Annotated in this window: 17 protein-coding genes; 6 read left to right on the forward strand and 11 right to left on the reverse strand. The window is 61.6% G+C overall.

The genetic code is table 11. The features are described 5' to 3' along the window. Window positions 1-2: 2 nt before the first annotated feature. Window positions 3-788, reverse strand: coding sequence for an enoyl-CoA hydratase (locus tag HX873_RS08580; RefSeq protein ID WP_010175990.1), 786 nt, complete (start codon window positions 786-788; stop codon window positions 3-5). Between the two features lie 263 nt (window positions 789-1,051). Between HX873_RS08580 and HX873_RS08585 the strand changes: the two genes are divergently transcribed. The 4 genes from HX873_RS08585 to HX873_RS08600 all read left to right on the forward strand — a co-directional run bounded on the left by HX873_RS08585 (window position 1,052) and on the right by HX873_RS08600 (window position 5,686). After that, a complete protein-coding gene (locus HX873_RS08585) occupies window positions 1,052-1,909 on the forward strand; it encodes an IclR family transcriptional regulator (RefSeq protein ID WP_008433245.1) in 858 nt (285 codons plus the stop codon). Between the two features lie 69 nt (window positions 1,910-1,978). After that, window positions 1,979-3,133: an acyl-CoA dehydrogenase family protein gene (locus HX873_RS08590; protein WP_003216725.1), complete on the forward strand. Its 1,155-nt coding sequence runs from the start codon at window positions 1,979-1,981 to the stop codon at window positions 3,131-3,133. Between the two features lie 182 nt (window positions 3,134-3,315). Continuing rightward, on the forward strand, window positions 3,316-4,590 hold the full coding sequence (locus tag HX873_RS08595) for an MFS transporter (protein ID WP_003216727.1): 1,275 nt from the start codon (window positions 3,316-3,318) through the stop codon (window positions 4,588-4,590). A gap of 169 nt (window positions 4,591-4,759) precedes the next feature. Further along, complete coding sequence (locus HX873_RS08600) at window positions 4,760-5,686, forward strand: GGDEF domain-containing protein (protein WP_003216729.1); 927 nt, start codon at window positions 4,760-4,762, stop codon at window positions 5,684-5,686. 21 nt (window positions 5,687-5,707) lie between these two features. On the opposite strand, the gene HX873_RS08605 is transcribed toward HX873_RS08600, so the two are convergent. The 7 genes from HX873_RS08605 to HX873_RS08635 all read right to left on the reverse strand — a co-directional run bounded on the left by HX873_RS08605 (window position 5,708) and on the right by HX873_RS08635 (window position 13,576). Beyond that, entirely contained in the window at window positions 5,708-6,469 is a 762-nt protein-coding gene (locus HX873_RS08605; RefSeq protein WP_218166164.1) for a TenA family transcriptional regulator, read from the reverse strand. A 79-nt stretch (window positions 6,470-6,548) separates the two neighbouring features. Beyond that, window positions 6,549-9,011, reverse strand: coding sequence for an EAL domain-containing protein (locus tag HX873_RS08610; RefSeq protein WP_177122578.1), 2,463 nt, complete (start codon window positions 9,009-9,011; stop codon window positions 6,549-6,551). A gap of 75 nt (window positions 9,012-9,086) precedes the next feature. Then, window positions 9,087-10,907: an ABC transporter ATP-binding protein gene (locus HX873_RS08615; protein WP_003216734.1), complete on the reverse strand. Its 1,821-nt coding sequence runs from the start codon at window positions 10,905-10,907 to the stop codon at window positions 9,087-9,089. Further along, complete coding sequence (locus HX873_RS08620; protein WP_008433236.1) at window positions 10,900-11,535, reverse strand: DsbA family protein; 636 nt, start codon at window positions 11,533-11,535, stop codon at window positions 10,900-10,902. Before HX873_RS08620 ends, HX873_RS08615 begins: the two co-directional genes overlap by 8 nt. A 3-nt stretch (window positions 11,536-11,538) precedes the next feature. Next, entirely contained in the window at window positions 11,539-12,483 is a 945-nt protein-coding gene (locus tag HX873_RS08625; RefSeq protein ID WP_003216738.1) for a rhodanese-related sulfurtransferase, read from the reverse strand. Window positions 12,484-12,757: 274 nt separating this feature from the next. Next, a complete protein-coding gene (locus HX873_RS08630; RefSeq protein WP_003216739.1) occupies window positions 12,758-13,051 on the reverse strand; it encodes a BolA family transcriptional regulator in 294 nt (97 codons plus the stop codon). A 6-nt stretch (window positions 13,052-13,057) separates the two neighbouring features. Further along, window positions 13,058-13,576 carry a DUF2059 domain-containing protein gene (locus HX873_RS08635; protein ID WP_003216742.1) on the reverse strand — a complete coding sequence of 173 codons (519 nt, stop codon included), beginning with the start codon at window positions 13,574-13,576 and terminating at the stop codon, window positions 13,058-13,060. 193 nt (window positions 13,577-13,769) lie between these two features. Between HX873_RS08635 and HX873_RS08640 the strand changes: the two genes are divergently transcribed. After that, window positions 13,770-15,158: a class II fumarate hydratase gene (locus HX873_RS08640; protein ID WP_003216744.1), complete on the forward strand. Its 1,389-nt coding sequence runs from the start codon at window positions 13,770-13,772 to the stop codon at window positions 15,156-15,158. Here the strand turns inward: HX873_RS08640 and HX873_RS08645 are convergent. The 3 genes from HX873_RS08645 to pap form a co-directional block, all read right to left on the reverse strand. Continuing rightward, entirely contained in the window at window positions 15,155-16,111 is a 957-nt protein-coding gene (locus HX873_RS08645; RefSeq protein ID WP_003216745.1) for a DMT family transporter, read from the reverse strand. The two genes, HX873_RS08640 and HX873_RS08645, sit on opposite strands and share 4 nt — an antisense overlap. A 187-nt stretch (window positions 16,112-16,298) precedes the next feature. Then, the gene (locus tag HX873_RS08650) at window positions 16,299-17,483 is read right to left on the reverse strand and encodes a thiolase family protein (protein WP_003216747.1); all 1,185 of its coding nucleotides are present in this window, start codon (window positions 17,481-17,483) and stop codon (window positions 16,299-16,301) included. A 102-nt stretch (window positions 17,484-17,585) separates the two neighbouring features. Then, window positions 17,586-19,103, reverse strand: coding sequence for a polyphosphate:AMP phosphotransferase (gene pap, locus HX873_RS08655; protein ID WP_177122579.1), 1,518 nt, complete (start codon window positions 19,101-19,103; stop codon window positions 17,586-17,588). 141 nt (window positions 19,104-19,244) lie between these two features. Between pap and mnmC the strand changes: the two genes are divergently transcribed. After that, window positions 19,245-21,233 carry a bifunctional tRNA (5-methylaminomethyl-2-thiouridine)(34)-methyltransferase MnmD/FAD-dependent 5-carboxymethylaminomethyl-2-thiouridine(34) oxidoreductase MnmC gene (gene mnmC / locus HX873_RS08660; RefSeq protein ID WP_177122580.1) on the forward strand — a complete coding sequence of 663 codons (1,989 nt, stop codon included), beginning with the start codon at window positions 19,245-19,247 and terminating at the stop codon, window positions 21,231-21,233. Window positions 21,234-21,308 lie beyond the last annotated feature (75 nt).

Consider the following 21,308-nt stretch of genomic DNA (forward strand, 5'->3'; position numbering starts at 1 on the left):
TGTCATTCCCCCAGGTAGTTCGCGGTGCGTTTTTCGAAGAACGCCGCGGCGCCCTCCTTCTGGTCTGCCGAATCGAACAGCAGTTGAAAGGCCTTGCGCTCCAACACCAGCGCGCTTTCCAGCGGCAGGTCGGCGCCGGCCAGCATTACTTCCTTGATCTGTTCCACCGCCAGTGGCGGCAAGGCGGCGATCTGCGCGGCCAGTTCCAGGGCGCGGGGGATGGTCTGGTCATCGGCCACCACTTCGCTGAGCATGCCCATGGCCAGGGCTTCCGGGGCCTTGACCATGCAGCCGGTCAACGCGATGCGCATGGCCTGGAACTTACCCACGGCGCGTACCAGGCGCTGGGTGCCACCGGCGCCCGGCATCAGGCCCAACTTGACCTCGGGCTGGGCGAAGCGCGCCGATTCCCCGGCGACGATCAGGTCGCAATGCATGGCCAGCTCACAACCGCCGCCCAGGGCAAACCCGTTCACCGCGGCGATCACCGGCTTGGGGCAGCGGCTGATGGCTTCCCACAGGTATTCGGTGTGGCGGCGATACATCTCGATCGGGCTGGCGCTGGCGAATTCCTTGATGTCGGCACCGGCCACGAAGAACTGGTCGCCGCCGGTGAGCACGATGGCGCGCACATCACGGCGCTTGGCCAGGGCACGAAAGTGCTCGGCCAGCTCTTCGCGAACCTGGGCGTTCAAGGCGTTTTTCACTTCGGGACGGTGGATGCGTACCACGGCGACGCCATTGTCCTGGACGTCGAGGTGCACTACGGGTTGGTCGAGGCTGGCCACAAATTCTCCTGCTGCAATGTTCTTGTTAGTTCGGATATCGCAAGTTTCGCTATGCGAAACAACATTCCGTATTTAGCGATAATCATAAGGACCGAGTCGCCGTGATGTAAACGTAAAAACCTGACCCTCCGATAAATCGGGCTATAACTCGTTGTTTAGACGAGTTTTATTAAACAAAAAGACAACACCACGCAAAGTTGATTAGTTTCGCTGTGCGGAATACAATTTTGTTTTGTTGATTTTCTAAAAAAAGGGGGACTAACATGCGCCGTCGAAACCTGGACCCGAACACACCCGAAACACCTGCCGGCAACCACGCCTTCGAGCACTTGCTGATCGATCCGATGAATGCCGACGAGGAAGAAGACAAGGACCGCCAGTTCGTCACCGCCCTGGCCCGTGGCCTGGAATTGCTGCGCTGCTTCACCCCCAGCGAAAGCGTGCTGGGTAACCAGGAGCTGGCACGCAAGACCGGGCTGCCAAAGCCGACGATTACGCGGATGACCCATACGCTGACCCGCTTGGGCTATCTCAAGCACCTGCCGCAGTCAGGCCGGTATCAGCTGGATGTGGGCGTGATGGCATTCGGTTACGCAATGCTGTCGAACCTGTCGGTGCGGGCCGTGGCCCATCCGCTGATGGAGACGATGGCCAAGTACGCCCAGGCCGCGGTGGCGATGGCCACGCGGGACCGCCTGGACATGGTTTACCTGGACGTGGTCCAGGGTGAAGCCAACATGACCATGCGCCGCCAGGTCGGCACACGGTTGCCGTTGCACTTGAGTTCCGCAGGCCGCGCCTGCCTGGCAGCGATGCCGGAAAACGAGCGGGAATTTATCCTCGACCATATCCGCCAGCGTCATCTGGAGGACTGGCCGGGCATCAGGAAGGGTCTGGAACGTGCCTTCCGGGATTACACCGACTTCGGCTACTGCATGTCGATCGGTGAGTGGCACCGCGATGTAAACGCCATCGCCGTACCGCTGCTGCATGCACAACATGGGCTGCTGACGTTCAACTGTGGCGGGCCGAGTTTTCACCTTTCCCGGGAGAAACTCGAGGACGACATCGGGCCCCGTCTCAAGCACATGGTGAACAACATCGAGGCCGCCGCCCGCTAGACAGATCGGTGCAAGGCCTCGGCAGATTGACGACAACAGGCCCGCCGAACGGGCCGCTGAGGAATGCACATGATCCGAGACCCCGAAACGCTTCATCTGTTGCTGGAAACCCTCCAGCAGTTCGTCAACGAGGCGCTGATCCCCCGGGAAAACGAACTGGCCGAGACCGATGACGTCCCGGCGGATATCGTCAGCCAGTTCCGCGAGCTGGGCCTGTTTGGCCTGACCCTGCCCGAAGCCTACGGCGGCCTCGGGCTGACCATGGAAGAAGAGGTCAATGTGGCCTTTGAACTGGGCCGCACCTCGCCGGCATTCCGCTCCTACTTCGGCACCAACAACGGCATCGGCTCCATCGGCATCCTGCTGGACGGCACCGAGGCGCAGAAGCAGCACTACCTGCCAAAACTCGCCAGCGGTGAACTGCTCAGTTCGTTCTGCCTGACCGAGCCGGACTCCGGCTCCGACGCCGCCTCGCTGAAAACCACGGCGGTGCGCGACGGTGACCACTACGTCATCAACGGCACCAAGCGCTTTATCACCAACGCCCCCCACGCCGGGATCTACACGGTGATGGCCCGTACCAACCCGGACATCAAGGGCGCGGGCGGCATCAGTGCATTCATTGTCGAGCGCAACACCCCCGGCCTGTCTCTGGGCAAGCGCGACCACAAGATGGGCCAGAAAGGCGCCCACACTTGCGACGTGATTTTCGACAACGTGCGCGTACCGGCCGACCAACTGATCGGTGGCGTCGAAGGCGTGGGGTTCAAGACCGCAATGAAGGTGCTCGACAAGGGCCGCCTGCACATTGCCGCCGTCAGCGTCGGGGCCGCCGAGCGCATGCTCAACGATGCCCTGAACTACGCCCTGGAACGCAAGCAGTTCGGCCAGCCGATCGCCGAGTTCCAGTTGATCCAGGCGATGCTCGCCGACAGCAAGGCCGAGATCTACGCCGCCCGCTGCATGGTGGTGGACGCTGCGCGCAAGCGTGACGAAGGCCTGAACATCGGCACCGAAGCGTCCTGCTCGAAAATGTTCGCCACGGAGATGTGCGGTCGGGTGGCCGACCGTTGTGTGCAGATTCACGGCGGTGCCGGGTATGTGAGCGAGTACGCCATCGAGCGGTTCTATCGCGATGTGCGCTTGTTCCGCCTGTATGAAGGCACTACGCAGATCCAGCAATTGGTGATCGCCCGCAACATGATTCGCGAGGCCAAGCACTGAACCCCGGGAACAACACAAAACCCATGTGGGAGCTGGCTTGCCTGCGATGCAGACAACTCGGTCTGGCAGTAACACCGCGGCGATGCCATCGCAGGCAAGCCAGCTCCTACAGTGACCGTGTTCCAACCGCATTACCGCAACACCCATAACTTGTGCCCTAACAACTACAACAAGGTATCGCTATGGAAGTCGCCGCTTCGGCGGGTGCGTTGTCGCCCGCGCAAAACAAACTGTGGATCATCGTATTCATCTTCTGCTTCCTCGGCCTGCTGATCGACGGTGCCGACTTGATGCTGCTGTCCTACAGCCTCAGCAGCCTCAAGGCCGAGTTCGGCCTGACCAGCGTCGAAGCCGGCAGCCTGGGCAGCTTCACCCTGGCCGGGATGGCCATCGGCGGGATTTACGGCGGTTGGGCCTGTGACCGTTTTGGCCGGGTGAAAACCGTGGTCTGGAGCATCGTGCTGTTCTCCGCCGGCACGGCGATCCTGGGCATGACCCACAGCTATTGGCAGTTCGCGAGCACCCGTTTCTTCGCGTCCCTGGGCCTCGGCGCGCTGTATGTCGCGTGCAACACCCTGATGGCCGAATACGTGCCGACCCGCTATCGCACCACCGTGCTCGGCACCTTGCAGGCCGGTTGGTCGGTGGGCTACATCGTCGCCACCCTGCTCGCCGGCTGGATCCTGCCGAACCACGGCTGGCGCTGGTTGTTCTACGTGGCGATCATCCCGGTGATCCTCGCCGTACTGATGCAACGCCTGGTGCCGGAGCCGCAAGCCTGGATCAAGGCCCAGGCCGAACGTGCCCGGGAAAAGGCCGAAGGCATCAAGCGCGTGTCGGCGAAGAAACCCGACGGCATGTTCAAGCTGATCTTCAGCGACCCGAAAGCCAGCCGCATGTTTATCCTCTGGGCGCTGACCGCAGGCTTCCTGCAGTTCGGCTACTACGGCGTGAACAACTGGATGCCGTCATACCTGGAAGGCGAGCTGGGGATGAACTTCAAGTCGATGACCAGCTACATGGTCGGCACCTACGCGGCGATGATTTTCGGCAAGATCCTCGCCGGGCTCGCGGCAGACCGCCTGGGCCGGCGCCTGGTGTTCGCCGTCGGCGCGCTGGGCACGGCGATTTTCCTGCCGGTGATCGTGCTGTTCCAGAGCCCGGACAACATCCTGTGGATGCTGATTGTGTTCGGTTTCCTGTACGGCATCCCCTACGGCGTGAATGCGACCTACATGACCGAAAGCTTCGAAGCGAAATTTCGCGGCTCGGCAGTGGGCGGCGCCTACAACATTGGCCGAATCGGCGCGGCGGTGGCACCGGCAGCCATTGGTTTCCTGGCGTCCCATGGCTCGATTGGCGTGGGATTCCTGGTCATGGGTGGCGCGTACTTTATCTGCGGCGTAATCCCAGCGCTGTTTATCCGCGACAAGCAGTTCGACCCGCAAAAACAATAAGCCCTAACCCGGGGCCCGCGGCGACGCGGCCCCGGCTATAAGACGTGCGGCAGTTATACCCTTAGACAAACCGGGCTAGACTGTACGTCAGTCCTACGGAACTGAAGGAACAGTACGACGCTCTCACCCAGCCTGTAAGACAGTTTTGTGCTTAGAGGCTCATTCGCTTATGAAAACACCGACCCAGACCAACGCAATTGACTTCGACAGCGCCAAATTGCAACGCCTGGGCTTTGGTCAGCCTTCCCTTCTTACACGACGCCCCGCGACGGTTGAGCAACTTCGCCAGCAACTGGGCATGCAATTGCAAACCAGCCTGGAGCCGGAGCATATCCTTGCGTTGTTCTTCCGCGAGATCCAACGCCTGGTGCCGCTGGACGCCCTGCAATACCGCCACGAAGCCAGCGACCTGCGCCTGGAGTACGGTCACCGCGGCCATCATTCGGTGAGCTATGCCCTCAGCCATGAAGGCGAGCACCTTGGCGAACTGGTGTTTCGGCGCAACCAACGCTTTCTCGAAGACGAACTGGCCAACCTGGAATCGCTGCTGGCCACCTTGCTCTACCCGATGCGCAATGCCCTGCTCTACCGTGCGGCGACTCGCAGTGCCCTGCGCGACCCACTGACCGAAACCGGTAACCGCATCGCCATGGACCAGACCCTGCAACGGGAAATCGACATGGCTCGCCGGCACCTGCAACCCCTGTCCTTGCTGATGCTGGACATCGACCACTTCAAGCACATCAACGACAGCCACGGCCATGCCACGGGCGACAAGGTGCTCAAGGCGGTCGCCGCCTCGATCAAGAGCCAGCTGCGCAATGTGGACATGGTGTTCCGGTTTGGCGGGGAAGAGTTTCTGATCCTGCTGTCCAACACCGGCCGGGACGCGGCATCGATGGTCGGCGAGCGCCTGCGCCAGGCGGCACAGGCCCAGGATTATTGGGCGGATGATGAGCGGATCGAATTGACGGTGAGCCTGGGCTGCTCGACCTTGCTGGCGGGAGAGTCCGCCGAGAGCCTGTTGCGCCGGGCGGACAGCGCCTTGTATGTGGCCAAGCGTGAAGGCCGCAATCGGCTGGCAATGGCGGGGTAATTTACCCCGCCATCACCCCGTTTACGCCTCGCTGGCAACCAGGGCCGGTTGTTTGCGGGGGGCGGCCACCGACTTTTCCAGCTGCATGCAACGTTCCAGGAACAGGTACATGTAGTCGTAGCTCTTGCAGACCGCCTGGCGCAGCTCTACCTGCAGTTCCTTGGTCGGGTTCATGCCGGCCAGGGTGCAGATGATTTCCAGGGCTTCCCAGGGATGTGCGTCATCGTACTGGGCATGCATCTTCAGCCACTTCATCGCGCGCTTGCGGTCTTCCTCAGGGAAAGCCGCGGCATAGACGCCGGTGGAACACACCACGGCGGACCACTCCCCAGTGGCCCCCTCGATGGCGTAGTTGGTGGCGGCAATCGCGACAATCAGCGAATCGGCCGAGCTGGTGTGCCAGCACCAGTGGCTCAGTGCATGCAGCTCCGGCGGCACTTCCTGTGCCTGCAATTCTTCCAGGCTAACACCGTGGGCGCGGGCCCAATGCACCCAATAATCGGCATGGTTGAGTTCCACGCGAATATTGCGCATCAGCCAGCGGCGCGCCATGTCCTCCCCAGGATGGCGGGCAAATTTGGTCTTGGTGAGGTTCTGTGCCATGTACAACGCAAACTGTTCAACCACCGGCCAGCCACCAATCAGGTAGTGGCGCATGGTCTTGGCGCTGAGCTTGTTATCGCGCATGCGCTGGTACAGTTCGTGTTCGACAACGCGACGCTTGCTCTCGCTACAGTCCTGGATCAGCTGTTGCGCCCAGGCGGGGTAACTTGAGGCTTCCATAAGCGGGCCGGTTCTGTTGAATGTGTCGATCACTGTCGGGCTCCTTTTGATTTGTGATATGTACAGACCAGCAAATGTTTCATCGGAACGTGCCAGGCGCCTTGAATAACAGAGGCTGCGGTCGCACAGGTCGACACTGCAAACTATCAAAGGTAAACAACTGCGGTCGCTCGATCAGGTATCCCTGAGCGTAGTCGACCCCGATCTCAAGCAAGGCTTGTTCGATCTGGGGTGTCTCGACAAATTCGGCAATTGTGCGCTTACCCATGACATGACCGATGTGATTGATCACTTCGACCATAGCGCGGTTAATCGGGTCGTCCAGCATATCCTTTACGAAACTTCCATCGATCTTCAAGAAGTCTACAGGTAAATGTTTAAGATATGCGAACGAGGACATCCCGGCGCAGAAGTCATCCAGGGAGAAATGGCACCCTAACTCTTTGAGCTCGTTGATAAAACGAATCGCACTACCCAAATTCGCTATAGCGCTGGTTTCTGTAATTTCAAAACAAATCATTTCCGGTGGAATGCCATAGGCAATGAATTGCTCACGCAGGAACCCAAGAAAGTCCTCATCGCCGATGGTAGTGCCTGACAGATTGATCGCGCACATGGCCATGGGCCGGCCCGGGCGCTCACGCATGCAGCCCGCGATGATCTTGAACACGTTCTCCACCACCCAACGGTCCAGTGAGGTCATCAAGCCGTAACGCTCGGCGGCCGGGATAAAACTGTCCGGCAGGATGATCCGCCCCGCCTCGTCATGCAGGCGCAGCAGGATTTCGATATGCCCATCCCCCTGTTCGGTGTGCCCAAGGGGCGCGATTTCCTGGGCGTACAGGCAAAAACGGTTCTCTTCCAGCGCCATGTGCAGGCGTTGCACCCAGGCCATCTCGCCAAAGCGCAGGGACAATTCCGAGTCATCGGCGTGATACACCTGCACCCGGTTGCGGCCCTTTTCCTTGGCCATGTAGCACGCCATGTCGGCGGCTCGCAGGGAAGTCTCTAGGGTGGTCGGGGCGTGCGTGATGTGCACCAGGCCAATACTCACGGTGGTGACAAACGGCCTGCCCTTCCACACAAAGTGCAGGCTCTGCACGGTGTGGCGCAGGCTTTCGGCGATTTTTTCCGCCACCGGCGCCGGGCAGTTCTCCAGCAGGATGCCGAACTCGTCGCCCCCCAGCCGGGCCAGGGTGTCACCTTCACGCAGGTCGGACTGCAAGAGCGCGCAGATATGCCGCAACAGTTCATCCCCCGCGGCATGCCCACAGGTGTCGTTGACCAGCTTGAACTGGTCCAGGTCGAGGAACATCAAGGCATGGCGCCCGGTTTGCTGGCGCCCGACGTTGTGCAGCACCTGCTCCAGGCGGAACTCGAACTCGCGGCGGTTGGCCAGGCCGGTCAAGGCGTCGTGGGTGGCCTGCCAGGACAGGTTGGCGATGTACTGGCGTTCCTGTGTCATGTCGTGCAACACCAGCACCGCGCCGACGACTTTGCCGGCACTGCGGATCGGCGCGCCCACCAGGGTGACGGACACGGTGGTGCCGTCCAGGCGCTGGATCAGCTTGGAGTGCTCGCTGCCCCCACCGAGCTGGCCGCCCAATATGTGTTCGATCAGGGTAAAGCCGTCGGCCTGGGCATTTTCGTCCAGCAGGTTGAACAGCGCCGCCAGCGGCAGCCCCTGGGCCTGGGCGGCTTTCCAATGGGTCAGGGCTTCGGCGGCCGGGTTCATATACGCAATGGCGCCGTCGACATCGGTGGTGATCACTCCGTCGCCAATCGACTCCAGGGTGATCTGCGCCCGCTCCTTCTCCAACTGGAGCGCGTCGGCAAACGCATGCCGCTGGGCCAGCAGTTTGTGGGTGCGCAACAGCGCCAGCACGATCAAGCCCAGTGCCGTGGCCAGGTTGGTCACCATCAGCAGGCGCAGGATCATCCGCGAGCCTTCACCCAGGGCATCGCTGAAGGCTTTCGCGGCCGGCGTCACCCCGTCGTTGATCGCGAAGATCCGCTGCTTCCAGCGGTGTACGTCGCTGCCGCTGACCTGATTGGCCATGATCGCTCGGTGCATCTCCTGGGCCAGGTCGTCCAGTTGCACCAGGTAGCCATCGCCCACCGTCCACAGTTCAATGGCTTTTTCCAGGTAACTGAAATGGCGGAAGTTGAGGTACAGCCAGATCAGGCTGGAAACGTCGTCAGGGTGGTTACCGCCCTTGAGGATGCCCTGGCGCGCGGCAGGCAGGTCCGGCGTCGGGCGGTCCAGGGCCAGCCGCAGCTCATGCCCGCCCTGGGGTACGGCAATCGCGTTCTGGTATTTGAGGTAGGTGGCTTCGTCGCGGCTGTCGGCGTAGAGCGCCAGGTAAAAGATCGCGTCTTTCTGGCCCTTGGACCACAGGCTTTCGCCCGCCACATAACCGCGCACCGCCGAGAGTACGTAGAGACTGACGCAGCCTAACAATGCCTGGAACAGCACGACGGCGATAAAAGGCCACACAATGCCCAATAACCGAGGGGTTCCGAGAGTCTGCTTTTGCTTCATGAGGTCCCTTGCACATGCACAACTAAAATACGCACGCGAGTGAAAACCGCTCCTGATAGCTCAGCGTAGGCTAAATCACCGCACTTGTTGCAAGTGTCCGTAAAGTTTGGCGTACAAGCCACCATCAGCAATCAACTGCTGATGGTCGCCATCTTCGGCAATATGGCCGCCATCGAACACCAATACCCGATCCGCCTGTTTCACCGCCGACAGCCTGTGGGCGATGATCAAGGTGGTACGGCCACTGAGAAACCGCGCCAGCGCCTGGTGCAGGTTGTATTCGGTTGCCGCATCCAGGGCCGAGGTGGCCTCGTCGAGTATTACCACTTTCGGCTCCGCCAGCACCATCCGGGCAATGGCCAGGCGTTGACGCTGCCCACCGGAAAAGCGCACGCCGGAGCGTCCGACCACGCTGTCCAGGCCCAGCGGCAGCGCCTTGACGGTCGCATCCAGCTGGGCAATTTCCAGCGCCTGCCAACAGGCCTGGTCGCTGCGCTCGCGGCCCATGGTCAGGTTGGCGCGCACCGTATCATTGAACAGTGCCGGGTGCTGCAGCACCACGGAGACATTCTCGCGAATCGTCTCCAGGCCGATTTCCTGCTGGGTCGAACCACCGAAGCGAATGCTGCCGGCCTGCGGCGTATACAGCCCCAGCAACAGCTGCACCAGGGTACTTTTGCCGCCGCCGCTGGCGCCGACAATCGCGACTTTTTCACCCGGGGCGATGTTCAGGTTCAACTGGTCCAGCACCAGTTCCTCGCCGTAGCCGAAATTCAGGCCGCGCACTTCGATGCCGACCGTCTCGCGTCCGGTAAACGGATCGGCACCGCCCGCGTATTGCGGTTCATCGGCGCGGGCCAGCAGTTCGTTGATCCGCGTCAGCGCCCCGCCCGCCGCGTAGTAGGCGTATTGCAGGTTCAGCAACTGTTCCACCGGGCTGATCATGAACCACAGGTAACTGAACACCGCGAGCATCTGGCCGATGGACAGGTCGGAAAACAGCACCGTCAGCATCGCCGCCGCACGGAAGATGTCGATACCGAACTGGAACAGCAAGCCACTGGCGCGGCTGGAGGCGTCGCTTTTCCACTGGGAATTGACCGCAAAATCCCGCACTTCCTGGGCCCGCTGGCCCAGGCGCCCGAGGAAAAAGCCCTGGCGATTGCCGGCACGCACTTCCTGGATCGCATCGAGGGTTTCGGTGAGCGCCTGGGTGAAACGCGATGTGCTGTCGTTTTCCAGCTTCTTCAGGTGCTTGACCCGCTTGCCCAACTGCACCGTGGCGTAGATCACCAGCGGGTTGAACAGCAGGATCAACAGTGCCAGCTTCCAGTGCATCCACATCAGGATCCCGGAGGTGCCTACCAGGGTGAGCATCGCCACCAGGAACCGGCTGAGGGTCTCGCCGACGAATTTGTCCACCGTGTCCAGGTCGGTGACCAGGTGCGTAGTCACCGTGCCGCTGCCCAGGCTTTCGTATTCGCTGAGGGAAATGCGCTTGAGGCGCTCGATCAGCCGCACGCGAATGCGATAGACGATGTCCTTGGCCAGCCGCGCAAACAACCGCGCCTGCAGCACGTTGAACACCAGGGCGCCGCAACGCAACAGCAAGGTCACCAGCAGCATCAGGCCGATATAGCCGGCGGCCTTCTGCCAACCCAGAGGCAATGCGTGGTTCATCACCTTCAGTGCCGCATCGCCATGGCCCAACAGCACTTCGTCCACCAGCAACGGCAGCAGCAATGGAATCGGCACGCTGCACAAGGTTGCCAGCACGGCGACGCCATTGGCGATCCACAGGGATTTCTTGTGATGCAGCGCCAGGCGGCGGACTTCCGCCCAGGTCAGCCGGTCGACACGCTTGGGTTGCTCAACGGGATCGGGCTGATCATGCACAGGCAGCTCGCTCCAGCCAGCGGCTCAGCAGCGGCGCCAATTCGGACAGCGGCTGATAGCCGTTGGTCAGCAGCGCCAGTTGCCCATTACGCTCGGCCAGCAAGGTCGGGAAACCGGCGATGCCCAGGTCCTGGACCCAGGTGAAATCCGCCGCGGTGGCCGCGTGCTGGTCGGCGCGGTCGAAAGCTTCGGCGAACTCGATACGCGGCACGCCGGCGGTCTCGGCCAGTTCCACCAATACGTCGGCGCGGGTCACGTCGCGCCCTTCGACGTAGAACGCCTGCTGGATCAGGCCCAGCAGTTTCCATGCGCAATCCGGCGCCAGGCTGCGGGCAGTGACCACGGCGCGGCAAGCCGGCTCGGTGTCGTAGACAAAACCATCAGGCAGTGCACCTTCACGCTTGAACGGCTGGCCGGTGGCGTCGGTCACGGCCTGCCAATGCTCAAGAATATAGCGCCGGGTCGTCGGCTCCAGCGCCGCGCCACTGCCGGTGCGCAAGCCGCCCACCACCAGGTGCAGCTCCACGCCTGCGGCCTGGGCCTGCTCAACCAGCGCCTTGGCCACCGGGGCGAAACCCCAGCACCAGGAGCACATCGGATCCATTACATAGAGCAGGCGTGCGGACATGGCTCAGGCCTCGGAGGATGGGGATTGCTTGTAGTTGTAGCCAATCGGGTGCGGCATATTGCGGGCCTTGGCCAGTTCAATCTGCTTTTGCCGGTCGATCGCGCTGCGACGGGTCTTCTCTGAAAGCTTATCCCAGCAATGCGGGCAACTGATGCCAGCTACATAGTGTTCGGATGCACGGTCCTCGACGCTGACCGGTGTGCGGCAGGCATGACATTGATCGTAGTCGCCTTCGCTCAAGTCGTGGCGCACGGTCACGCGATTGTCGAACACAAAGCAGTCGCCCTGCCACTTGGTTTCTTCCTGCGGCACCTCTTCGAGGTACTTCAGGATGCCGCCCTTGAGGTGATACACCTCGTCGAAACCCTCGCTGAGCATATAGCTCGAGGCTTTCTCACAACGAATGCCGCCGGTGCAGAACATGGCGACTTTCTTGTGTTTGGCCGGGTCGAAGTTGGCTTTGATGTAGTCGGGAAATTCGCGGAAGCTGGTGGTCTTCGGGTCGATCGCGCCTTCAAAGGTGCCGATGGACACTTCGTAGTCGTTGCGGGTATCGATCAGCAGCACTTCAGGGTCACTGATCAGCGCATTCCAGTCCTGCGGCTCGACGTAGGTGCCGACTTTCTTGTTCGGGTCGACGCCTTCGACGCCCAGGGTCACGATCTCTTTCTTGAGCTTGACCTTGGTGCGGTAGAACGGCTGCTCGTCGCAGTACGACTCTTTATGGTCGATGTCGTCCATGCGCGGGTCGTTCTTGAGCCAGGCCATCAAGCCATCAATGCCTTCGCGGCTGCCGGAAACGGTGCCGTTGATGCCTTCTTCGGCGATCAGCAAGGTGCCTTTGATGCCGTTGTCGACCATCGCCTGCAGCAGTGGCTCGCGCAGGGCGACGTAATCTTCGAGGGTGACGAACTTATACAGTGCCGCCACGACAATCGGTTGAGTCATGGGTGTTCTCTCCAGGTGGCTACCCTCGTAAAGGGTGAACCGGATGCAAAAAAAACGCGCCGACTGAGCGGCGCGTTGCGGATTCTAACAAAAATGGCGACGATTATGGACCGCCTCTTACTGTGGCGAGGGAGCTTGCTCCCGCTGGGCTGCGGAGCGGCCCCAACCAGGCAGTTGCAACCTTTCAGAAAGATCGCGGTGATTGGCAGAAGGGCTGCTGCGCGGCCCAGCGGGAGCAAGCTCCCTCGCCACATCAAGCTGATGTGCCACAGTGTCAGTGACCGCCGGCGCAGGTCGGCGAGGCCGGGGCTGCGTCGATTTTCGCCCATTCTTCAGGCGTGTAGGTATGCAGCGCCAACGCATGGAATTCGCTCATCAGGTCACCCAACGTGGCATAGACCTTCTGGTGGCGCTTGACGCGGTTGAGGCCCTCGAACTGCTGGCTGACCAGCACGGCCTTGAAGTGGGTCTGCAACCCACGGCTGTGCATATGGCTTTCATCCAGCACGCTCAAGTGTTCCGGGCTCAGGGCGACGAGTGCCGATTCGATACGCTGTTGCATGGTCATTCCTGTTTACTTCTTCTTGGCCGGGGCCGGGGCTTTTGGCGTCAGCTCGTTGGTCATGTCTTCCAGCAGCTTGTTCACCACAGGTACCGCGCTTTCCAGCTTGGCCTGGGTCATCTGGGCCGATTGCTGGGTCAGCTGGGGCATTTTCTCCAGGACTTTCTTGCCCAGTGGCGACTGGTAGAACGCAACCAGGTCCTTGAGCTCGGATTCGCTGAAGTTGTCGGTGTAGAGCTTGATCATGTCCGGCTTGAGCTTGTTCCAGCCGATGGCCTGGTCCAGGGCGGTGTTGGCCTTGGCCTGGTAGGTGTCCAGGACGGTTTGCTTGGAAGCAGGCGCCTTGGTCTGCTCGAAACGCTGGGCGAACATTTGTTGCACTTGCATGTACACCGGGGTACCCAGCTTGTCGGCATGGGCCAGGGTAAGGAAGGCTTCGGCACTGGCGTTGTGGCTGGCGGTATCGGCAAAAACCTGGCCGCTGGCACATACCAGAGCAACCGCGGTACAGATGGCACGAAGACGAGTCATCGAGTTTCCTTTTCTAGCAGGCGAGGTAAGACCCCAAGGGCGCCCATTCTGCGCCTAAAAAACGCCGCGGCTCAACCCCACGCCTTGTGGGGCCTGGTTTTGCGGGGCTTAATCCGATGAAAAGTCTTTTAAGGGAACCCCACCGGACGATCAGGGCCTAAACTGCGCAAACGAACCTGAAGGAGTGTGCCCGATGAGCCGTATCGAAACCGACAGCCTGGGAGAAGTGCAAGTCCCGGATGACGCTTACTGGGGCGCGCAGACCCAACGCTCGCTGGTGAACTTCGCCATCGGCGACCAGCGCATGCCCCTGGCTGTGTTGCACGCCCTGGCCCTGATCAAGAAGGCTGCGGCCCGGGTCAACGACCGCAATGGCGACCTGCCCGCCGACATTGCCCGGTTGATCGAACAGGCCGCCGACGAAGTGCTCGCCGGCGAACACGACGACCAGTTTCCCCTGGTGGTGTGGCAGACCGGCAGCGGCACCCAGAGCAACATGAACGCCAACGAAGTGATCGCCGGCCGTGCCAACGAGCTGGCGGGCAAGCCCCGTGGCGGCAAGAGCCCGGTGCATCCCAACGACCACGTCAACCGTTCCCAGAGCTCCAACGACTGCTTCCCCACCGCCATGAGCATCGCCGCCGTGCAGGCCGTCACCGAGAAGCTGTTGCCGGCGATCCGTGAACTGTCTGGTGGTTTGGCAGAGTTGTCGGCGCGCCACATGAAGCTGGTGAAAACCGGCCGCACCCACATGATGGATGCGACGCCCATCACCTTCGGCCAGGAAGTCTCGGCCTTTATAGCGCAACTCGACTACGCCGAACGCGCGATCCGCAGCGCCCTGCCCGCCGTGTGTGAACTGGCCCAGGGTGGTACTGCCGTCGGCACCGGGCTCAATTCACCCCACGGTTTTGGCGAGGCGATTGCCTCGGAATTGGCCGCGCTGTCGGGCCTGCCGTTTGTCACCGCACCGAACAAATTCGCCGCGCTGTCGGGCCATGAGCCGTTGACCACCCTGCACGGCGCCTTGAAGACCCTGGCCGTGGCCCTGATGAAAATCGCCAACGACCTGCGCCTGCTGGGCTCCGGCCCGCGTGCCGGGCTGGCGGAAGTCAAGTTGCCGGCGAATGAACCGGGCAGCTCGATCATGCCCGGCAAGGTCAACCCGACCCAGTGCGAAGCGCTGTCGATGCTGGCCTGCCAGGTGCTGGGCAATGACGTGACCATTGGCTTCGCCGCCAGCCAGGGCCACTTGCAGTTGAACGTGTACAAGCCGGTGATCATCCACAACCTGCTGGAATCGATCCGCCTGCTGGCCGACGGTTGCAGCAACTTCCAGGAGCACTGCATCGCCGGCCTGGAACCCGACGCCGAGCAAATGGCCGCGCACCTTGAGCGTGGCCTGATGCTGGTGACTGCGCTGAACCCGCACATCGGCTACGACAAGTCCGCCGAGATTGCCAAGAAGGCCTATGCCGAAGGGCTGACCCTACGGGAAGCGGCGCTGAAGCTGGGCTATCTCACGGACGAAGAGTTCGACCAGTGGGTGCGTCCGGAAAACATGCTGGAAGCCGGTCATTAAGACGCCAATCGTGCACGCCGGGCCCTGAGCCCGGCGAACAGCGACGGCGCCAACGCCACGGTCGCAGACCCCAGCACCACCAACACGGCACCGCCGTAGCCGAGGGCATTGATGTCTTCGGCGTGCACATACTCGGGCCACATCCACGCGGCCAGCGCCACCGCGACGAAGGTCACCAATGGCGTCAGCGCCAGGGTGGCGCTGACGCGCGAGGCTTCCCAGTGGGCCAGGGCTTCGGCGAATGCGCCGTAGGCAATCAGCGTATTGAAGCAGCAGGCCAGCAGCAGCCAGCCTTGCAGCGGGCTCAGTTGCAGCGCTTCCATCGGGTGCGCCCATGGCGTCAGCAAGAGCGCGCAGGACAGGTAGATCACCATCATCACCTGCAACGAATTCCATACCGTCAGCAACTGCTTCTGGCCCAGGGCGTAGAAGGTCCAGATGGTGGTGGCCAAGAGAATCGTCAGCACCCCGGCGGTGTAGCTGCCCAGGGAGGTCAACAACTCGGTCAGGCGCTGGTTGAAGAACAGGCCGAAGCCGATGATCAGCACCAGCAGGCCCATGCCCTGCCCGAGGCTGAAGCGTTCCTTGAACACGAAGACGCTGGCGATCATCAGGAAGATCGGGCCCACCTGTACCACCAGTTGCGCGGTGCCGGGGCTCAGCAGTTTGAGGCCGACCAGGTAGAGCACGTAGTTGCCCATCAGGCCGCACACGGCGATTGCTACCAGCCAGCCACCTTTTGGTCCGAGGGAACGCCAGCTGGGCAGGCGCCTTACGGCGGCGAGATAGATAAACAGACAACTGCCGGAGACGACCAGGCGAAACCAGGTGACGGTGACGGGATCCATCACCTGCAAGACCTGTTTGAGTTTGATCGGCAGAATGCCCCAGAGCAGCGCGGTCAGCAGGGCCAGGGATAAACCGTAGACCCAACGGCCCGATGAGATGTGCATGAGTGCCCCGAATGCCTGAGGTGGAGGAGGTGCATTCTAGGGGGATGTGAACGGATTGGGATACGGTGCTGATCAAATGTGGGAGCGGGCTTGCTCGCGAAGGCGGTCTATCAGCCAACATTTTCATCGACTGCCCCGCCGCATTCGCGAGCAAGTCGAATCGTCGCACCGCCACTCCCACACTGAGTCAGCGTACGGCTTCGAACAAGCCGGTGGCCCCCATGCCGCCGCCCACACACATAGTGACAATGCCGTAACGCAACTTGCGCCGCTGCAACTCACGCACCAGATGCCCCACCTGCCGCGACCCCGTCATCCCAAACGGATGCCCGATGGAAATCGACCCACCGTTGACGTTGTACTTGGCGTTATCAATTTCCAGCCGATTACGCGCATAAAGGCACTGCGAGGCAAACGCCTCATTCAACTCCCACAAATCAATATCTGCCACCGCCAGCCCACGGGCCTTGAGCAACTTGGGCACCGAAAACACCGGCCCGATCCCCATCTCATCCGGCTCACACCCCGCCACCGTAAACCCGCGAAAAAACGCCTTGGGCTTAAGCCCCAGTTCCAGCGCTTTTTCCAGGCTCATCACCAGTGTCATGGAAGCCCCATCAGACAACTGCGAGGAATTCCCCGCCGTCACCGACCCATCCTCCGCAAACACCGGCTTCAATCCCGCAAGACTGGCCAACGTCGTATCCGGACGATTGCAATCATCCCGATCCACCACCCCCTCCAACACCTGCACCGCGCCAGTGTTCTTGTCCTCAACCTTGTACTTCACCGCCATCGGCACGATTTCATCATCGAACAACCCGTCAGCCTGGGCCTGAGCCGTACGCTGCTGGCTTTGCAGCGCATACAGATCCTGCTCTTCACGACTGACGTGATACCGCCGCGCAACGATTTCCGCCGTCTGCCCCATGGGAAAGTAAATGCCCGGCACCTGCTCCTTGAGCAACGGATTGATCAGGTTATCGGTGTTGACGCTCTTCATGGTCAGGCTGATGGACTCGACTCCACCGGCCACGATGATCTCGCTGCAACCGGAAGCAATCTGGTTGGCGGCGATCGCAATCGCCTGCAACCCCGAGGAACAGAAACGGTTGAGGGTCATGCCCGCCGTACCGGTACCCAGTTGCGACAACACCGCCACATTGCGGCCGATGTTGTAGCCCTGGGCACCTTCGTTGGAACCGGCGCCGACGATGCAGTCCTCGACCGTGGCCGGGTCGATGCCGTTGCGGGTCAGCAACGCGTTCACGCAATGGGCAGCCATGTCATCGGGACGGGTCTGGTTGAACTTGCCGCGAAAGGACTTGGCCAGGCCGGTTCGCACGCTGTCGACGATCACTACTTCACGCATGGGCTACCTCAATTGTTGTGGTTGTTGAGAGATGGATCGAGCATAGATCCCGCCCTCTTCAACCGCGACAATCATTCACCCCGCGTATGCAAAAGCATGGCGTTACTTCTTCTTGTCCTTCTTGTCATGCTTGTCGGACTTGTCGAACGCTTCCTCCAGCGCCCGGTTGATGGTGCGCAGTACCTTCACCCGCGCCCAGCGCTTGTCGTTGGCTTCAACCAGCGTCCACGGCGCAATCTCGGTGCTGGTGCGGTCCACCATGTCACCCACCGCCGCCCGGTAGTCGTCCCACTTCTCGCGGTTACGCCAGTCGTCCTCGGTGATCTTGAAGCGTTTGAACGGGATTTCCTCGCGGGCCTGGAACCGCTCCAGCTGCGTCTGCTTGTCGATCGCCAGCCAGAACTTGACCACGATCACCCCGGCGTCGCGCAGTTGCTCTTCGAAGTCGTTGATCTCGCCGTAGGCGCGCATCCAGTCCGTCGGCGTGCAGAAGCCTTCGATGCGTTCCACCAGCACCCGGCCATACCAGGAGCGGTCGAACACGGTGAACATGCCCCGCGCCGGAATCTTCTGCCAGAAACGCCACAGGTAAGGCTGGGCGCGCTCGTCTTCACTGGGCGCGGCGATCGGCACGATGTGGTACTGCCGGGGATCGAGGGCTGCCGCCACACGCCGGATGGCCCCACCCTTGCCCGCCGCGTCGTTGCCTTCAAACACTGTCACCAACGCGTGCTTGCGCATGCGTTTGTCGCGCATCAGCCCGGAGAACCGCGCCTGCTCGGTAATCAGTTGTTCTTCGTAATCGTCCTTTTCAAGGCTCAGGGTCATGTCCAGGCTGTTCAGCAGGCTCATCTGGTCAACCGCCGATGGCAGCGGCGCCGGGTTCATGCCGCTGGCTTTACCCTTGGGCACTTTCAAGGCGTTTTGCAGGCCTTCGAGCAGGATCTTGCCGACGGTCAGCCCGCGGTAGTGCGCATCGACACCCTCGATCACATACCAAGGCGCATAGTCACGGCTGGTGCGGCGCAGGATCCGCTCACCAAAATGCACAAACTTGTCGTAGGTCTTGGACTGCTGCCAGTCCAGCGGGCTGATGCGCCAGCTGTGCAGCGGGTCGTCCTGCAAGGCTTTGAGCCGGGATTTCATTTGCTTCTTGGAGAGGTGGAACCAGAACTTGAAGATCAGCGCACCTTCATCACACAGCATCTTTTCCAGGCGCTCGGCCCCGGCGATGGCCTGGTCCAGCCGCGCGTCCTTGATCTCGCCATGGACGCGACTCTGCAGCATCTGGCTGTACCAGTTACCAAAAAAGATCCCCATGCGGCCTTTCGCCGGAAGCTGGCGCCAGTAGCGCCAGGCCGGTGGGCGGGCCAGTTCTTCGTCGGTCTGCTGGTCGAAGGTGCGCACCTCGATCAGGCGCGGGTCCATCCATTCATTCAGCAACTTGACGGTTTCACCCTTGCCCGCGCCTTCGATGCCATTGATCAGGATGATCACCGGGAAGCGCTTCTGCTGTTGCAGTTCGTACTGCACTTCCAGCAAGGCTTCACGCAGGGCCGGCACTTCGGCGTCGTAGGTGTCTTTGTCGATGGCGTGACCGATTTCGGCAGATTCGAACATGGGCGGCTCCGTTCCAGAAGTGATCAAGACTAGCGGATTGGGCAACAACACGTGGCAGGAAATTCCACAGCGGCTTGCCATGGATCAATGACAACCCTGTTGATCAGCTAGAATGGCCGCCTTGCCTTTACCGAGCCGCTCATGAACCCCGTATCCCACGCCCAGCTTGACTGGGATGACCAAGGTCGCCCGCACTCGCGGGTCTTCGATGACGTGTACTTCTCCGACAAGTCGGGCCTTGAAGAAACCCGCTACGTATTCCTCGAACAGAACCGTCTGCAGGAACGTTTTGCGGCGCTGCCGGTGGGTGGGCGCTTGGTGATTGGTGAGACCGGCTTCGGCACCGGCCTGAATTTTTTGTGCGCCTGGCAACTGTTTGAACAGCATGCGGTGGCGGGTGCACGCCTGCATTTTGTCAGCGTGGAAAAGTACCCGCTGAGCCACGCCGACCTGCAGCGCACCCTCGCCCTCTGGCCGGAACTGGCACCGTTCGCCGAGCAGCTGCTGGCGCAATATATCGCGATTCACCAAGGCTTCCAGCGGCTGGTACTGGATAACGGTCGAGTCACCCTGACGTTGCTGATCGGCGACGCCCTGGAGCAATTGCCGCAACTGGACGCACAGGTCGACGCCTGGCTCCTCGACGGTTTCGCCCCGGCCAAGAACCCCGACATGTGGACTGCCGAGCTGTTCGCCGAACTGGCGCGGCTGGCGGCGCCGGGCTCGACCATCAGCACCTTTACCAGCACCGGCTGGGTACGGCGGTTGATCAACGCCGCCGGGTTCAAGATGAAGCGCACCCCCGGCATCGGCCACAAGTGGGAAATCCTGCGGGGTGAGTTTCTCGGCTGGCCCGCTGAAACGCCTGCGCCTGCCGCGGCAAAACCCTGGTTTGCGCGCCCGCCTGCGGTTTCCGGTGAACGCCATGCACTGGTCATCGGTGGTGGCCTGGCCGGTTGCGCCACGGCGGCCAGCCTGGCGGCACGCGGCTGGCGCGTCAGTTTGCTGGAACGCCACGCGGCGCTCGCACAGGAAGCTTCCGGCAACCCGCAAGGGGTGTTGTACCTCAAGCTTTCCGCCCATGGCACGGCACTTTCGCAGTTGATTCTCAGCGGTTTCGGCCACACCCGGCGCCTGCTGGAACACCTGCAACGTGGCGTGGACTGGGATGGCTGCGGCGTGCTGCAACTGGCCTTCAACGCCAAGGAAGCCGAGCGCCAGGCACAACTGGCCGGCGCTTTTGCCCCGGACCTGTTGCACCTGCTGGATAAAGAGCAGGCACAGGCGCGCGCCGGGATAACGCTGGAGCAAGGTGGGTTGTTCTTCCCCGAGGGCGGCTGGGTTCACCCGCCGGCGCTGTGCGAATGGCAAGCCAGGCACCCGCTGATCGAAGTGCTCCAGCACCACGACGCCCTTGAACTCAAGCAGGTCGACGGTCAGTGGCAGGCGTTGCAGGGCGATACGGTTCTGGCTCAAGCCAGTGTGGTCGTGCTGGCCGGCGCCGCCGAGATCAAGCGGTTTTCCTTCAGCGCTGACCTGCCCCTCAAACGTATCCGCGGGCAAATCACCCGGCTGCCGCAAACGGCGCAAAGCCAGGCGTTGGCCACGGTGGTGTGTGCCGAGGGTTACGTCGCCCCGCCACGCCTGGGCGAGCATACCCTCGGCGCCAGCTTTGACTTCAAGAGCGACGACCTTACGCCTACGGTGGCCGAGCACGTGGGCAACCTCGAGATGCTGCGGGAAATCTCCCTCGATTTGCTGCAACGCCTGGGCGCCGACAGCCTGGCACCCGAACAGCTTGAAGGCCGCGCCGCCTTCCGTTGCACCAGCCCGGACTACCTGCCGATCGTCGGGCCGCTGGCGCAGCGAGAGGCGTTTGATCACACCTACGCCGCCCTCGGCAAAGACGCCCGGCAGGTCCCTGATGCGCCGTGCCCGTGGTTGCACGGCGTGTATATCAACAGTGGCCATGGCTCACGGGGGCTGGTCACCGCGCCACTCTGTGCAGAGCTGCTGGCCGCCTGGCTCGACAATGAGCCCCTGCCGCTGCCGCGCAGTGTCAGCGAAGCCTGTCACCCCAATCGCTTCGCGCTGCGTGCCCTGATCCGCGGTAACCCAGGCAAATCCTGAGGGCCACGACGGGCTTGCAACCCGTCAAGGCTCTTTGCCTTATAACGTATTGTTCTAAAACTCCCACAATTTACC

The organism is Pseudomonas sp. P7758, assembly GCF_013386485.1.
Taxonomy (GTDB): domain Bacteria; phylum Pseudomonadota; class Gammaproteobacteria; order Pseudomonadales; family Pseudomonadaceae; genus Aquipseudomonas.